The 16,605-nt window shown below is 41.2% G+C and carries 12 protein-coding genes; 7 read left to right on the top strand and 5 right to left on the bottom strand.

The window, feature by feature from the left end; all coding sequences use genetic code 11:
- Positions 1-128: 128 nt before the first annotated feature.
- From QQK09_RS05005 to QQK09_RS04990, 4 genes are all read left to right on the top strand, one after another.
- Complete coding sequence (locus tag QQK09_RS05005) at positions 129-821, top strand: ABC transporter ATP-binding protein (RefSeq protein ID WP_284203018.1); 693 nt, start codon at positions 129-131, stop codon at positions 819-821.
- The gene (locus QQK09_RS05000; protein ID WP_284203017.1) at positions 821-2,449 is read left to right on the top strand and encodes an ABC transporter permease; all 1,629 of its coding nucleotides are present in this window, start codon (positions 821-823) and stop codon (positions 2,447-2,449) included. The genes QQK09_RS05005 and QQK09_RS05000 overlap by 1 nt, the downstream gene beginning before the upstream one ends.
- Positions 2,450-2,593: 144 nt before the next feature.
- Positions 2,594-3,262 carry a DUF3299 domain-containing protein gene (locus QQK09_RS04995; RefSeq protein ID WP_284203016.1) on the top strand — a complete coding sequence of 223 codons (669 nt, stop codon included), beginning with the start codon at positions 2,594-2,596 and terminating at the stop codon, positions 3,260-3,262.
- 150 nt (positions 3,263-3,412) lie between these two features.
- Complete coding sequence (locus tag QQK09_RS04990) at positions 3,413-5,764, top strand: fatty acid cis/trans isomerase (protein ID WP_284203015.1); 2,352 nt, start codon at positions 3,413-3,415, stop codon at positions 5,762-5,764.
- Positions 5,765-5,827: 63 nt separating this feature from the next.
- Here the strand turns inward: QQK09_RS04990 and QQK09_RS04985 are convergent, their stop codons facing one another.
- A complete protein-coding gene (locus tag QQK09_RS04985) occupies positions 5,828-6,124 on the bottom strand; it encodes an ArsR/SmtB family transcription factor (protein WP_284203014.1) in 297 nt (98 codons plus the stop codon).
- 109 nt (positions 6,125-6,233) lie between these two features.
- Here QQK09_RS04985 and QQK09_RS04980 point away from each other — a divergent pair, with 109 nt between their 5' ends.
- Together QQK09_RS04980 and QQK09_RS04975 are read left to right on the top strand one after the other, a co-directional pair.
- A complete protein-coding gene (locus QQK09_RS04980) occupies positions 6,234-7,154 on the top strand; it encodes a permease (RefSeq protein ID WP_284203013.1) in 921 nt (306 codons plus the stop codon).
- A 31-nt stretch (positions 7,155-7,185) separates the two neighbouring features.
- Entirely contained in the window at positions 7,186-7,872 is a 687-nt protein-coding gene (locus QQK09_RS04975; protein WP_284203012.1) for a DUF3299 domain-containing protein, read from the top strand.
- Here QQK09_RS04975 and fghA read toward each other — a convergent pair.
- Entirely contained in the window at positions 7,856-8,713 is an 858-nt protein-coding gene (gene fghA / locus QQK09_RS04970; RefSeq protein ID WP_284203011.1) for an S-formylglutathione hydrolase, read from the bottom strand. The two genes, QQK09_RS04975 and fghA, sit on opposite strands and share 17 nt — an antisense overlap.
- 80 nt (positions 8,714-8,793) lie before the next feature.
- Positions 8,794-9,924 carry an S-(hydroxymethyl)glutathione dehydrogenase/class III alcohol dehydrogenase gene (locus QQK09_RS04965; protein WP_284203010.1) on the bottom strand — a complete coding sequence of 377 codons (1,131 nt, stop codon included), beginning with the start codon at positions 9,922-9,924 and terminating at the stop codon, positions 8,794-8,796.
- A gap of 233 nt (positions 9,925-10,157) precedes the next feature.
- On the opposite strand from QQK09_RS04965, the gene QQK09_RS04960 reads away from it, so the two are divergent.
- Positions 10,158-11,033: a LysR family transcriptional regulator gene (locus QQK09_RS04960; RefSeq protein ID WP_284203009.1), complete on the top strand. Its 876-nt coding sequence runs from the start codon at positions 10,158-10,160 to the stop codon at positions 11,031-11,033.
- Positions 11,034-11,076: 43 nt separating this feature from the next.
- Here QQK09_RS04960 and atzF read toward each other — a convergent pair whose 3' ends face one another.
- Both atzF and uca read right to left on the bottom strand, forming a co-directional pair.
- Positions 11,077-12,918 (bottom strand): allophanate hydrolase, encoded by a 1,842-nt coding sequence (atzF, locus tag QQK09_RS04955; protein ID WP_284203008.1) that lies wholly within the window; start codon positions 12,916-12,918, stop codon positions 11,077-11,079.
- Positions 12,915-16,547, bottom strand: a complete 3,633-nt coding sequence (gene uca / locus QQK09_RS04950) for an urea carboxylase (RefSeq protein ID WP_284203007.1) — start codon at positions 16,545-16,547, stop codon at positions 12,915-12,917. Before uca ends, atzF begins: the two co-directional genes overlap by 4 nt.
- Between the last annotated feature and the right edge of the window lie 58 nt (positions 16,548-16,605).

The following is a 16,605-nucleotide window of genomic DNA, read 5'->3' as shown; positions in this document are numbered from 1 at the left end:
GATTGGAAACCATTACCTTAATCGTTATATTATAACAATTAAGGTATCGCTTTTATCGATATAAAAATAATTGGGCTGTGAACAATTTTCACCACCTCACATACATTCGCTTATCAAGGTAACTAACAATGATAAAAATTAATGACCTCTGTTTTTCTTGGAAAACAACACCCGTTATTAATATTAGTAATCTACATATTCAAACGGGAAAACACCTGTTTATTGAGGGCCCTAGTGGCAGTGGTAAAAGTACACTATTAAGTTTACTCGCGGGCGTACTGACACCGAATAGCGGTGGCATTGAGGTGCTTAAACAGCCTTTAACATCTTTGTCTTCTAGCCAAAAAGATAGTTTTCGTGCTGATCATATTGGTTTTATTTTCCAGCAATTTAATTTAATCCCTTATTTAAGTGTTATTGATAACATCACCCTGCCCTGCTCCTTTTCTACAATCAGAAAGCAAAAAGCCATAACCCGCAGCGGTGACTTAAAAAGTGAAGCTGTTCGCTTATTAAAAGCGTTAGGTCTCACCGGTGAAGATATTTTTCAACGCAATGTCAACGAACTCAGTGTCGGTCAACAACAACGCGTCGCAGCAGCTCGTGCCATGCTCGGTTCCCCTGAAATAATTATCGCCGATGAACCTACATCAGCACTTGATAGCGCACATCGCGATGCCTTTATCAGCACGTTATTCAATGAGTGTGATAAAGAGAATATTACCCTTATTTTTGTTAGTCACGATAGCAGCCTGAAAAAGCATTTTAATCACCACATCAATTTAGGCGCAATTAATAACATTAAGCAGGAGCAACAATAATGGCTATTTTCTCTTTAGCATTTAAAAGCTTGCTTAACCGTAAGTTTACTTTTTTAATCACGCTTTTCTCGATAGCTATCAGTGTCGCGTTAATACTTGGTGTGCAGACCTTAAAAGATGAAACGAAAACAAGTTTTATGAAAAGCATCTCTGGCACTGATTTAATTGTTGGTGCACGCGGCGCGTCATCGCAGCTATTATTAAGCTCTGTATTTCATATTGGTAATACCACGAACACCATTAAATACGACTCTTATAAAGAGATCAGCCAATTACCTGTTGTTGAATGGGCAGTGCCAATTTCATTGGGGGATTCGCATAAAGGTTATACGGTGATGGCCACTGAACTAAGCTTTTTTGATCATTTTAGCTATGCCAATAAACAATCATTAAGCGTACAGTCTGGCGAAATATCTGATGATATGTTTGCAGTTATCATCGGCTCTGATGTTGCTAAAAAGTTGAACTATAAGGTTGGTGATAACGTGGTAATGACACACGGTGGTGGTGAAATAGATGGCCACGATCACGACAATATCCCCTACTTTATCAGCGCTATACTTACCTCCTCTTTTACCGCTATTGATCAGACATTAATCATCTCTCTTGAAGCGATGGAAGCGATGCATACTGAACACAATGACTTCCATAGTGCCTTACCTTCAGAACAAAGCACTCGTACTGATACTCAGCAGGATGATGGTCATAAGCATGAACAACATGATCACGATGCTCACAATAACCACGATACTCACAATGATCACGCTGCTCACAATGACCACGATGACCACGATGATCACGATGAACACGCTGCTCACAATGACCACGATGATCACAATGACCACGATGCTCACGATGAACACGCTGCTCACAATGAACACAATGAACACAATGATCACGATGCTCACAATGACCACAATGATCACGATGCTCACAATGATCACGCTGCTCACAATGACCACAATGATCACGATGCTCATCATGATCACCATGATCACGCTGATCACGCTGATCACGCACATCAACATAATGATACCCCAGAGCAACGTATTGCACGTTTATTGCAAATTAAGCCTGAAAATATCAATGCCGTCTTTATTGGTTTAACATCACGCCAAGCCGTTTTAGGTGTGCAAAATTATGTGAATAATTATAAAAATGAACCACTAACAGCAATTATGCCTGCTGTTGCACTGCAAGAGTTGTGGGCCTTTTTTGCCATTGCAGAAGTAGCACTTGATATTGTTACGGTGTTTGTCGTACTGGTTGGTTTATTAGGAATGCTAAGCATTATTTTAATGAGCTTAAACGAACGTCGTCGTGAGATGGCGATTTTACGTTCAGTTGGCGCACGTCCCGGGCATATATTTGCATTGATTATTGGTGAAGCTGCAGCCGTTTGTTTTTCAGGTATTGTAATGGGAATTGCACTGCTTTATGGATTATTATTTGCTTTGCAAGCACCTTTAGCGAATCACTTTGGTTTTTATTTGGATATTAACTTTTTAAATTTAAACGATTTGTGGGTATTAGCGACGATTCAAATAAGTGCATTAATCATTGCTATTATTCCAGGAGTGCTCATATACAAAACCTCTCTGTCTGATGGTATGAATATTAAGTTTTAAACATATTTACGATGGGATCTTTTTATCTGAAGGTCTCATCGTTTAACTTATAAAGGCCAGTCCCCCCTTTCTCAACGTTAAAGCAGGCTCACACCAAAAGATGATGAGCGTGTAGTGACAAATAAACAGTGATGGAAAATAGTAATGAAAAAAATAGTACACCTTCTCACCGCACTTATGTTGCTAGTAAGCTTTATGAGTTATGCGCAAAAGAATGAACCAATACAAATAGGTTGGCAGGACTTACGTGGAAAAGTAGCTCCCTATGACGACCCATTTATTGCGTTTACCGATGAACAGTTTTATAACTTCTCGGTTTATTCACAAATCAAAGAGATGCAAGAGCTTGAGCCGACAAGAGTTACTGAGGAAATGAGAGCAGTGGCAAAAGACGCAAAGCAGAAACTTGTTCAGGAAAATATCGATATTGAGCATTTTTTACAACAACGCACAATTATTATGCATAAGCGTAAGCAGTCAGAAAATAAAGCCAACGAACTACTCGCGGATAAAAACATTAAGATGAGCGGTTATATGTTAGCCCTTGAATTTGACAATGGTTTAGTAACTGAGTTTTTATTAGTACCAACAGTCGGGGCATGTTCCCACAAACCCGTGCCACCCGCTAATCAACTCGTATTAGTAAAAGCAGCGCAAGCGGTTAAAGCGGGTAATGCTTATATGCCGATTACGGTAACAGGTACATTACGTATTACCCATCAAAGCCAAGATTTGTACTTAGTCGATGGCAGTAAAAATATTGAAATGGCCTATACATTAGAAGCAACAAACGTTGCACCTTATGGAAGGTAATATTTAACAAAAAAAAATTAATCGTCAAGTTAACGAATGAACGATCACCTTGTTTGTAAATTTATATTTTCACATAAATATCAAAAACACTATTCACGTTATATAATAAGAGATTACATTAAATCCAATGCCCTAGATTAGGAAGTGTTAATGAATATTCATTTAATCATCGTCTCTTTTATCTCTCTGTTACTGTTTGCCTGTTCAGATCCCGGTAAACAAGCCACTATCGATAATGGTCCACTGCAAGTGCGTGACCGTATTGTTGCTGCAGATGATCCACTCGCGCAAAACTATCATCAACAGGTGAAACCAATACTGGAGAATCGTTGTGTCGTCTGTCACGGTTGTTACGATGCCCCTTGCCAATTAAAGCTTTCTTCCCCCGAGGGTATAGATCGTGGCTTCTCTCCTGAATTAGTATTTGGTACTCGATTCAGACAAGCAGATCCAATGCGTCTGTTTATTGATGAACAAACAACTCAGCAATGGCGCGATAGAGATTATGGCAGTGTCTTAAATGAACGCGATCAAAACCCACAGGCAAATCTTGAGCAAAGTGTTTTGTACCATTTATTAGCATTAAAGGAGAGCCACCCTCTCCCAGAAACCGACATTCTTTCTAATGATGATTTTGACTTCTCTTTGAATCGAGAACAAACCTGCCCTGATATGAACACCATCGAGGCCTATAAGCAGGAGCAACCACTTGCAGGTATGCCCTATGGTTTGCCTAGCCTTGATAACACGGAGTTTAACACCTTAAAAGAATGGCTTGAGCAAGGTGCACCAATGGCCCAACCTGCGGTACTCAACGCCTCAATTGAACAACGTATCGAAACGTGGGAAACACTGCTTAACCAGCAAGATAATAAATCACAACTGGCTAGCCGTTATATCTACGAACATCTATTTATAGGCCATATCTATTTTTCTGAAGAGCCTATCTCTGCACAACAACCACCGGTATTTTTCAACCTAGTTAGATCAACTACACCACCGGGTCAACCTGTAAATGAGATTGCGTCACGCCGCCCTTATGACGATCCTAATATAGATAAATTTTATTATCGTTTACGTCATTACACTGCAAGCATCGTTGAAAAAACGCATATGCCCTATGCACTTAATGAACAACGATTAGCACGTTGGAATGAGCTTTTTTATGATGCAGAATATACCGTTAAAGAGCTACCTGGTTATGAGCATGGTGGTAGCCCCTTTAACAATTTTGCTGCGATTCCATTACCCAACCGCCATGAGTTTTTATTAGATGAAGCTGAATATACCATTTTGGGCTTTATTAAAGGCCCAGTATGTCGCGGTAATACAGCACTTGGCGTTATTCAAGATAAGTTCTGGGTTTTCTTTACCGATCCTAACAACCCACATTCAAAAGCTTATGATAACTTTATTTATGAACAAGCTGATAATTTAGAATTACCCTCTGACTTTAGCACACGTCACTTTGCCCTTACCTCTTGGTATAAATACTCAAAACGCGAAAAATCATATGTTGATGCAAAAAAGAAAATGTTAAATCGCGCGTCTGAAAATGGAAAATATATCAGCCTTGATTATTTATGGTCAGGTAATGGTAGTAAAAATGATAATGCTAGCTTAACTGTTTTTCGTCATTCAGATAGTGCACAAGTCGTAAAAGGCTTACAGGGAAAACCGCCTAAGACAGCATGGCTTATTAACTACGCGGCTTTAGAACGCATCCATTACCTACTCGTTGCCGGTTATGATGTATTTGGTTCGATTCAGCATCAGTTAGTAACGCGTTTATATATGGACTTTTTACGCACAGAAAGTGAGTTGGGTTTTGTCACACTATTACCCGCAGAGGAACGTCGAGGAGAGATCGATTATTGGTACACGGGCTCCACTAAACGCCTTAAAGAGTACCTTTCTGACAATGACTTTTTCTTTGAACAAAAAAATGATATTGAGTACAAAACCAATAATGCTAAACAGGAACTATTTCATAACTTAAAAACAAAGTTTGAAACAGTGCCTGAATATGATCTTGATGTAAGTAGTGGCGAGTTAAATGGTTTGAATAAATTACCAAACTTAGCCGTACAGCAATTACCACAGGCTAGCTTTATTATTGTTGAAGATGAGCAAAACCCTGACCCTGCTAATGCTCAATTGTACTCACTGTTACGCCACAACGATCGTACCAATGTATCTACACTGCTTGATGAAGCAAAAACACGTGTACCAGAACTTGATACCGCAGAAATATACAAAGGACTGCTTACGAGCTACCCACAGGTTATTTTCAAAGTAACAACAGCACAGCAACAAGCCTTTGTGGAGCAGTTTCAGCTAGTAGAAAATGCGCAACAATATAGTGAATTACTAAAAGCTTATGCAGTGCGTCGTACTGACTCAGATTTCTGGAAAGTGAGTGATTTTTTACATCAAGCTTACAAAAAACAGCAACCGATTCAATATGGTTTATTTGATTATAACCGCTTAGAAAACCGCTAACTCAAATACAAGCAGCCAGTGATTTTATTATTGGCTGCTTGTATTTATCTAACCTCTGCTCTATTACGCTGTAGTCTCATCAACACAACACTCGTCAAGCATAAAACCAATCACTGCATTTAACTGCTCATAATCTGCGACACAATAGAGCGTTCGCCCTTCTCGTCGTTGCGAAATCAATCCGGCGGCAATCAAGCTTGAGATATGATGCGATAAAGTAGAACCGGGAATACTCAACTCTGTTTGCACAATACCAACCGCAATGCCCTGTTTACCCGCACGTACCACCGATTTAAAAATCTTTAACCGGGTAACATGACCTAACTCTTTCAATGCCTTAGCGACAACTTCGATTTCCATATAAATTCTCATTCGATAATTATATTTCGACAATAGCAGAAATAACTTGATCAGTACAAGCTCCCAATATATATTTCGATTATTCCAGAAATAAAGAAAGGTAATCATTATGTTCCACATTACGTCAGAAATGATAGCGACTACGTTAAACATGTTTGTTTTTTTAGCCGTCGAATTGACACTATTATTTTTAATCATTAGCTACGCGGTGGGTGTTTTACAGCATTATATTCCCGCACATAAAATACAAAGCATACTCGGTGCGAAACAGGGTAAAGGTTACCTTGTCGCTGCATTATTAGGGGCAATTACCCCCTTTTGCTCATGCTCAACCATCCCTTTTCTAAAAGGGTTATTACGTGCGAAAGCAGGCTTTGGCACAATGATGGTATTCCTATTTGCAAGCCCACTATTGAATCCTATTATTATTGGACTATTTTTTGTCACCTTTGGCCTTAAAGTCACCGCGCTGTACTTTAGTGTCGCAATGGGTGTCTCTGTTATAGCAGGGTATTTATTGGAAAAATTTGGATTTGAGAAATATGTAAAACCGGAGGCTTACCTCGAACCACAGAAAAAAGGTTGTACAAGTGGTTGTGGTGCGACTAATAAACCTGTTGTAAGCAAGTGGAAAAAAATATGGGATACAACCTGGCAGGACTTTAAAAAAGTATTACCTTACTTAATTGCAGGTATTGCATTAGGTTCGATAATTTATGGATTTATCCCAACAGAGTTTATTGCAAACATTGCCAGCGACAGTAACCCTTTTGCTATCCCAATCGCAGCAGTTATTGGCATTCCACTGTATATCCGCGCTGAAGCAGTGATTCCACTCAGTGCAGCATTAGCCGCTAAGGGCATGGGACTTGGCGCAGTGATGGCGTTAATTATCGGCAGTGCGGGCGCAAGCTTAACGGAAGTAATTTTATTAAAGTCTCTTTTTAAAAACCAAATGATCATTACTTTTTTAGTGGTGATCCTGTCAATGGCAATGTTAGCGGGCTATTTATACCGCTACCTATTCTAATCCAAAACAGCGCTGTTAAAAGAGAGTACTAATGTTAATATTAATGCTCTTTATTTTGTTAGGTTTGACCATGTTATCAATCAAAAAATGGGCAGTGTTGCCCTTACTTTTTTTTATGCTAAACAGCCCCCCGAGTATTGCTAACGCAATATGGAAATGGAGTGATTTAATCTCAGCAGGCGCAGCGCCTATTGATAACCCCTTTGCCGGTTTTTCCTCTATCCAGCGTTATGATTTATTGATCATGACGAGCTTGCAGCAGTCTCCACATAATCCTAAATTACAAAAAGAATCACAACTCTCTTTGCAGCGTTTTAATGATGCTGGCATCGATATTTTAGCACTGCTTAAAAAGCAACAAGAAACAGCCAATGAACGTGCACAAGCTCAACAAGCGATTAATAAAGCACTATTAGGGCAACAGGGAAAGCTAGCGGGATATATTGTTCCATTAGCATTTGATAACAATCAACTAACGCAGTTTTTATTGGTTCCAACGGCAGGGGCGTGTATCCATACCCCGCCACCAGCTGCAAACCAGATAGTATTAGTCAACTATCCTCAAGGTTTTGAGATGGTGGGATTATATACGCCAATTTGGATAGAGGGCAGTTTACAAGCAGAGAGTAACCTGCCTAGTGTCCAACTGAGCGATGGTGAATTAGCGGTAAACAGCGCCTATATGATGCAAGCTGACAAGGTTACTTTATATCGTTAATTGCTTTTAGATGTTTAGCATGGAATGCCAAATGATCATCAATAAAGCTACTAATAAAGAAGTAACTATGATCATAACCCGGTTGCATTCTTAGCAATAGATCAACGCCATTTTCTTCTGCTGCGTTCAGCAAACGTTGAGGTTTTAACTGCGTTTCTAAAAACTGATCTGCTTCACCTTGGTCTACTAAAATAGGTAAAATACAACCTGCTTTAATTAACTGTGAAGCATCATATTCAAGCCAATCAGACTGGTTATTGCCTAAGTAATTACTCAACGATTTTTTACCCCAAGGGCAATCAATAGGGTTACAAATAGGGCTAAAAGCAGAGATCGATTGATAATTTTGCTGATTTTTAAGACCGATGGTTAATGCACCATGCCCGCCCATACTATGACCAGAGATAGACTTTTGCTCGGTTACCGGAAAGTGTGCTTCAACCAGCGCAGGTAACTCTTGGTTAATGTAGTCAGCCATTTGGTAATGCTTATTCCAAGGTGCTTGTGTTGCATTAACATAAAACCCAGCCCCTAAACCAAAGTCATAGGCTGCGTTTTCATCATCTGGCACGCCATCACCACGTGGACTTGTATCGGCACAAACAATTGCTATCCCTAGTTCAGCCGCTTTTTTAAATGCACCTGCTTTTTGCATAAAGTTTTGATCGTCACAGGTTAACCCTGATAACCAATACAAAACAGGGACTTTATTGGTTTCACTCGCATTAGGTGGTAAAAAGATAGCAAACTGCATCATACAATTTACCGACTTAGCATCATGCTGATATTGCTTGTGCCAACCACCAGCAACTTTACTTTGGCTTATATTTTGTAAGTTCATCTGGATCTCTGTTTAAATAAGGGATAACGAAGAATGAAAAATAAAAAAGGCCAATGTCATTGGCCTTTTTTGTTTAAGTGTTATTTATCGAAGTGAATGACTGAACGGATACTTTTACCCTCATGCATCAGATCAAAGGCTTCATTAATTTTATCAAGCCCCATGGTATGGGTAATAAAGTCATCTAATGCAAACTCTCCCGCCATGTAACGATTAACGATCTCAGGCAATTCAGAGCGACCTTTCACACCACCAAACGCACTACCACGCCAAACACGGCCTGTTACTAACTGGAATGGACGAGTTGAAATCTCTTGTCCTGCACCAGCAACACCAATCACTACCGATTCGCCCCAACCTTTATGACAACACTCAAGTGCAGAGCGCATCACGTCAACATTACCAATACATTCAAATGAGTACTCAACACCACCATCGGTCATCTCAACGATGACATCTTGAATTGGTTTGTCGTAATTTTTAGGGTTAATGCAGTCAGTTGCGCCTAATTTTCTCGCTAACTCATATTTACTTTCATTAATATCGATACCGATAATACGATTTGCGCCAGCCATTTTAGCGCCGATAATTGCTGATAGACCAATACCGCCAAGACCGAAAATAGCAACATTATCACCCTTTTGAACGTTAGCTGTTTTTGTTACCGCCCCCATTCCAGTTGTCACGCCACAACCTAATAAACAAACTTCTTCAAGTGGTGCGTCTTTATTAACTTTGGCTAATGATATTTCTGGTAAAACTGTAAATTCAGAAAAAGTCGAGCACCCCATATAATGGAAAATTGGCTGACCATCTTTATAGAAACGACTGGTACCATCTGGCATGACACCACGCCCCTGTGTTTCACGTACTGCACTACAAAGGTTAGTTTTACCCGATTTACAGAATTTACACTCACCACATTCAGCGGTGTAAAGTGGGATAACATGATCACCAACAGCAACACTGGTCACACCTTCACCAATCTGCTCAACAATACCACCACCTTCATGACCTAAAATAACAGGGAAGAGACCTTCAGGATCTTCACCAGATAAAGTAAACGCATCGGTATGGCATACACCACTAGCAACAACACGCACTAACACTTCACCTTTACGCGGTAGCATTACATCCACTTCTTCAACACTTAATGGTTGGTTTGGACCCCATGCAATCGCCGCTTTTGATTTGATAAATTTATCTGTCATTTGCAATCCTTAATAGTTATTGATGTGTTGATTAATCAACGATAGAAGAATTATAGTTAACAAATGCAAAGTAACAATCAAGTTAAATTACAAAACTTAATTACAAATGTGTAATAATAAAGAAGCTTTTAGCGGTCAGTAGTTAGCAGTTAGCAGTTAGCAGTTAGCAGGGTCATACCAGACTAATGACTAATGACTAATAACTAAAAACTAAAAAATCAAGCGGAGCATTCATGGACAATTGGTTAGGCATTAATGAATTTGTTGCGGTAGTGGAAACACAAAGCTTTACCAAAGCGGCACAGCAACTTAATACCTCTGTGGCACAAGTGAGCCGAAAAGTAGCCTCTCTTGAGAAACGTTTAGCGAGTAAATTATTACTGCGTACAACACGTAAAATTACCGTCACTGAAGCGGGATTGCACTATTTCCAACACTGCCAAGGTTTAGTTGAAGGGCTTAAACAGGCAGAGTTAGCATTATCGGCACTCTCTCAAATCCCCAAAGGGGTATTAAAGATCACAGCGCCTATCACTTACGGTGAACAGGTTATTGCACCGCTACTGAATGAGTTTATGCAAGCTTATCCCGCGCTTAAATTACAATTGATACTGTCTAATCAGACCTTAGATCTGGTTACTGAGAATATTGATTTAGCCATTCGTATTGGTCATTTAGAAGACTCAACGATGATTGCCAAAAAGCTTACACAGCGACAACTGCATGTATGTGCGGCGCCCAGTTACATAGAAAAACATGGGTTGCCTTTTAGCTTATCTGAATTAGACAATCACAACTGTTTGGTGGGTAGCTCACCACTATGGGCATTCAGAGAACAGGACAGAGAGCGTAATATGCGTATCAATGGCAGCATTAACTGCAATAGTGGTTTTGCACTACTCGATGCTGCGATAAGAGGAATTGGTTTGATACAGCTGCCCGATTATTATGTTGAACAAGCATTAAACAAGGGGAAATTGATAGAGTGTTTAACAGCTTACCGTGCTCCGTTGCAGGCGATTTCAGCTGTTTATCCAAATAACCGTTACCTGAGCGTAAAAATAAAATTACTACTGGAGTTTCTTAATCAAAAGCTCTGCCGTGATTGAATAAAGCGTGAGCAGAGCCCTACTCACGCTTTTAGAACTACATTTATAAACCCAACTTTTCCATATAATTTCGCCAGCCACCATATTTACTGATATCGCGCGCTTCTGCTATCTCATAACCTTCACAGATAAAGCCAGTGACCCAGCTGTTATCCGCTAGTTGCAGCTTCCCTAACCCTAATGGTTTGGGTATGCCTAGCAGAAAACAGCCTAAACTATCGATAGGCAATCGCCATACTTCTAGCTCAATCGCAACCCCCTGATCACTTTTATCCTCGACCCTAATTAAACCGGGTCGAAATGGTGGGCCACCCGCTAATGCATAGAGTCGATAATCCTTAGAAGTGGTACAACTTTTCACTAAAAAGCCACCTCGTTCGGTAAGTTGATGATTGAGCGGAAAACCGGCTAAATGTGCACCACAAACAGCAATATCAATCTCATTTTCATGGGCACTTTGCGCCATTAAAGGCAATCCTGTTGCCCCTAATGGGAAATCATTAATCTGTTGCAGTTGCGCACCGGCACTGAGTAATAAACGGTCACTAAAAGCTTTCCCAAATAGGGTAATTCCAAAGGGTAAACCAGAATCTAAGAACCCAGCTGGTAGCGCAATTGCAGCGTAATCAAGCAGGTTCATAAAATTGGTGTAATAACCCAGATTTGAGTTTAACTGAATAGGATCCGCTTCAACCTGCTCAATAGTATAAGTGGTACCAACAGTCGGAGTAACGATACAATCTAGTTCATCTAAAATGGCATCACACTCTACTTTAAACGTTTGTAAACGATACATCGCTTTAAAGGTGCTTACCGCGGAATGGTCGGTTGCGCCACCAACAATGGTTTCAATAACCGATAAGCACTGCTTGGGATCTTTTACGAAAAATTCTTCAATCGCAGCGTAACGTTCTGCAACCCAAGGACCTTCATAAAGTAGTTTTGCAGCATCTAAAAAGGGTTGAAAATCAATGCTGATAACCTCAGCGCCCGCTTTCTTTAAACACTGTACATTTTTTGCAAACAGCTTCTGCGCGCTACTATCACCAAAAAATGCTAACTGCCCTTTTTTAGGCACGCCAATTTTCAAACTTGATAGGCGATTTTCTGGCTGATACCACTCATCACCGTTAACAGCACTATTAGGACGGGAGTAACAATCTTTTTCATCCCACTGTGCACTAATCTCCAAGAGCTGATTTAACTCCTCAACACTGTTAGCAAAGAGGGTAACGCAATCCAAACTTTTACAGGCGGGTACTACACCAGTACAACTTAATAACCCTTTAGTCGCTTTTAAACCAACAATATTATTCAGCGCCGCAGGTACACGCCCAGAGCCAGCAGTATCAGTCCCCAAAGCAAAACTCACCTGTCCTTTGGCAACCGCTACCGCACTGCCCGAGCTTGAACCGCCAGAGATATACTCAGGGTTCACGCTGTTTTTGACCGCTCCCCAAGGGCTTCGTACCCCAACTAACCCGGTTGCAAATTGGTCGAGATTGGTTTTTCCGAGAGGGATAGCCCCCGCTTCCATTAATAATTGTACCACCTGCGCAGATTGCTTAGGTTGATAAGAATACGCTTCACAACCTGCCGTTGTCGCCAGCAAAGAGAGGTCGATATTATCTTTAATCGCAAATGGGATACCATATAGCGGCAGCGATTCAATCGGCTTGCTGCTTAGCTGCTTGAGCATCTTTTTCAATTGGCTTTCGGAGATCGTCTCTATCCAAATATTATTGTCATCCAGCTTAGCCTGCTGTAACTTTTCAGTTAAGAATGTTTCTACCTTTAAATCGCCACTGCGATAAGCCTGTTGCAAGGCACCAATGGTCATTCTTTGTTCTATCGACTGTTGATCTATTATCTGTTGCTCACTCATGATGCTTTCTCCAAAATCAGTAGGCGTTGCCCAGCATGTACCTGAGCCCCCTCTTTTTGCACGACACCAGCAACAATACCCGCACTAGGTGACACTACTTCGATCTCCATTTTCATCGCCTCTAGTACCAACAAGGGTTGTCCTGCTTTAACTTGCTCACCCGGTTTGACTAGTACTTTCCAAATATTGCCGGCAACATGACTATCTACTCCACGCTGCTCAGTGGTTAATGCCGCTACATCGGTTTCGACCTGGGTCATCTCTTCTGCAACAAAATTAGCCTGGCCACTTTTTTGCCATTGCAAACGCTCCGCTTCAAAGGCTTTTTGTTGTTTATCTTTAAAACTAACTATCGATTCTTGGTTATCAACCAACTGCTGTTGGTAATCTGCCAAGCTGAACGTCGTTTCCTCTATTTTCAGAGGGTAATCACCACGAGGAAAGTCATGACGAATTTGGGTTAACTCTTCACTGCTCACAGGGTAGAATTTGATTTGATCAAAGAAACGTAATAACCATGGTTTTGTAAATTCTGTGGTTTTACGGTAACGATTCCACATCTGTAGCGTACGCCCAACAAACTGATACCCCCCCGGTCCCTCCATGCCATAAACACACAGATAAGCACCACCAATACCGACCGCATTTTCTGGTGTCCATGTTCTTGCTGGATTATATTTTGTGGTCACTAAACGATGACGAGGATCCAGTGGTGTTGCAACCGGTGCACCTAAATACACATCACCTAAGCCCATCACTAAATAACTGGCGTTAAAAACAATCTCTTTCACCTCATCAACGGAATCAAGGCCATTAATGCGACGGATAAACTCAATATTATCCGGGCACCAAGGCGCATCTTTACGTACTAATTCATCATATTTTTTTATCGCTAAACGGGTCGCATAATCATCCCAAGAGAGTGGAATATGCACAATTCTTGAAGGTACGGTTAATTGGCTTATATCACCCAATGCTTGTTCAGCTTCTGCTAAACATTGTAATAACTGTTTAAGTGGTAGCTGTAGGTTATCGTAATGTACCTGCAATGAACGAATGCCCGGGGTTAACTCTGCAATCCCCATGACGTTCATCTCTTGTAGTTTAAGCATCAAGGCATGAACGCGAAAACGCAGGGCCACATCAAGCACTTGCTGACCATATTCCACCAGTAGATAATCTTCACCACTAGCGCGGTAAACTACCTGCTCATTCAATTCCGTTTTATCTATCTGTTTGATGATTGCGCTATCGGGCAGTTGCGTTGGTGCTTGCTGCTCAATATATTGCCCCGCTTTTAGCTGCTCAATTTGTGCAATCTCTAGTTGCTGTGCATCATCAATAGATACTGCTTGAAAACGGATATTCGCGCCCGCTTTAAGCTGACCCACTTTCCAAAGATCGGCTTTAATGATGGTGACCGGACAGACAAATCCCCCTAGACTTGGACCATCAGGGCCTAAAATAACCGGCATATCACCTGTAAAATCAATCGTGCCTACCGCATAAGCATTATCATGAATATTAGAGGGGTGTAATCCCGCTTCACCGCCATCATTTCGTGCCCATTTTGGTTTTGGCCCCATCAAACGCACACCAGTGCGGCTAGAGTTAAAATGCACTTTCCAGGTTGCATCAAAAAAGGCATCAATATCTTCTGGACAGAAAAAATCAGGCGCACCATGTGGGCCATAAATGACACGAATCGTCCATTGATCAGATATTTCTGGCAGTTGGGTACTCACCATTGCTGGTGTTGGCTCTATCTCAGGCATCGGCTCAATATGTAATACATCACCCGTGCGCAGTGCACGCCCTGCATGACCACCAAATTGTCCAAGCGTGAACGTAGATTTACTGCCTAAATAATCGGGGCATTGAATACCGCCTTGCACCGCTAAATAACAGCGTGATCCTGCGCCTTCGATATTACCTAGGTTTAAGGTTTGTCCGCCATTAACATTAATAACATCACCATTTTTAATAACCACATCATCAAGTGTTGCAGCAATGGTTGCGCCGGTTAATACAAAACGGGTGGCACTATTAAAACGCAGTGAAGGACCGCTCACGGTGATCTCTAAAGCCGCTGATTGTTCACTATTACCCAACAGGGTATTTGCTAAACGAAAACTGACACTGTCCATTGGACCTGATGGTGGTACACCAATATCCCAGTAACCTTGTCGTCCAGGGTAATCTTGAATGGTGGTTTGTGTACCCGCACTAAGCAGATCAATTGAACAAGGCGCATAGACAAATTCATTAAGGGTCTGTGTTAATAACAAACCATCAACCACGACTTCACTACTTAATAGCTGATGCAGATAATCTTTATTGGTTTCAATGCCATATACTTCACTGCTCAGGAGTGCCTGCTTAAGGCCAGAAAGCGCTTGTTGGCGGGTTTCACTGTGGCAGATAACCTTCGCTAACATAGGGTCAAAAAAGGGTGAGACTTCTGTGCCACTTTCTAACCAATGGTCGAGTCGTAATGTGCCCTGTTCCACCTCGGTCGCCCAATTAATATGACTGATTAAACCAGCACTTGGTTGAAAGTCTTTATTGGCATCTTCAGCATATAAACGCACCTGAATAGCATGACCATTAGCCACCAGCTGCTTTTCAATTTCCGTCAATGGTGCAAGCTGTTGTGCAGCTAAACTCACCATCCAATTGACCAGATCCACGTTATAAACTAACTCGGTGACACCATGCTCAACCTGTAGGCGGGTATTCACCTCTAAAAAGTAAAACTGTTGCGCTTGTTGATCGAAAACAAATTCTACCGTGCCCGCACTACGGTAATTAACTGAGGCCGCTAAACGGGTGGCAGTGCTATGTAACTGTTGACGTAATGTTTCATCTAAATTAGGAGCAGGACACTCCTCAATCACTTTTTGATTACGACGTTGCGCAGAGCAATCTCGCTCACCTAATGCAATCGCATGGCCTTCACCATCACCAAATACTTGCACCTCAATATGGCGCGCTTGAACAATAAACTTTTCTAGGAAAAGTGCACTGTTACTAAAATTATTTTCACTTAATCTTTTTACTGAATCGTAAGCTTGGCTGAGCTCCAGCGCACTATTACAACGCTGCATACCAATACCACCACCACCCGCGGTGCTTTTAAGCATCACAGGATAACCAATTTTTTCAGCACATTTTAATGCATCATCAATATCCGCTAACAGATCACTGCCAGGTAACAGCGGTACATTGGCTTGCTCTGCGATTTCTCGTGCTCTGTGCTTCAAACCAAACTGCAACATCTGCTCTGATGTGGGGCCTAAAAATACAAGATCATTTTTTTCACAGGCAGCCACAAACTCAACATTTTCACTTAAAAAACCATAACCGGGGTGAATCGCTTGTGCACCACACTGCTTGGCAATGGCGATTACTTTATCGATATCAAGATAGGTTTGCTTCGCACCACCTTCACCAAGAGAAAAAGCGTGATCCGCTTGAGAAACGTGCAAGCTGTCGGCATCGGCAAGGCTATAAATAGAGACACTTTCAATACCCATTGCGGATAAGGTACGAATAATACGGCAGGCAATCGCCCCACGATTGGCGATTAATACTTTAGTAAACATTTTTGCAGGCGTTTTAATTGGCATAAATATGACCTTAACAAGGTCGGGTCGTCCCGAAATATTTCTGAGTTGTTTAACAGGG

This window comes from Psychromonas marina (assembly GCF_030161115.1).
GTDB classification, from domain to species: domain Bacteria; phylum Pseudomonadota; class Gammaproteobacteria; order Enterobacterales; family Psychromonadaceae; genus Psychromonas; species Psychromonas marina.
The sequence above is the reverse complement of the archived record's forward strand: the minus strand, read 5'-3'. Positions and strand labels throughout refer to the sequence as shown.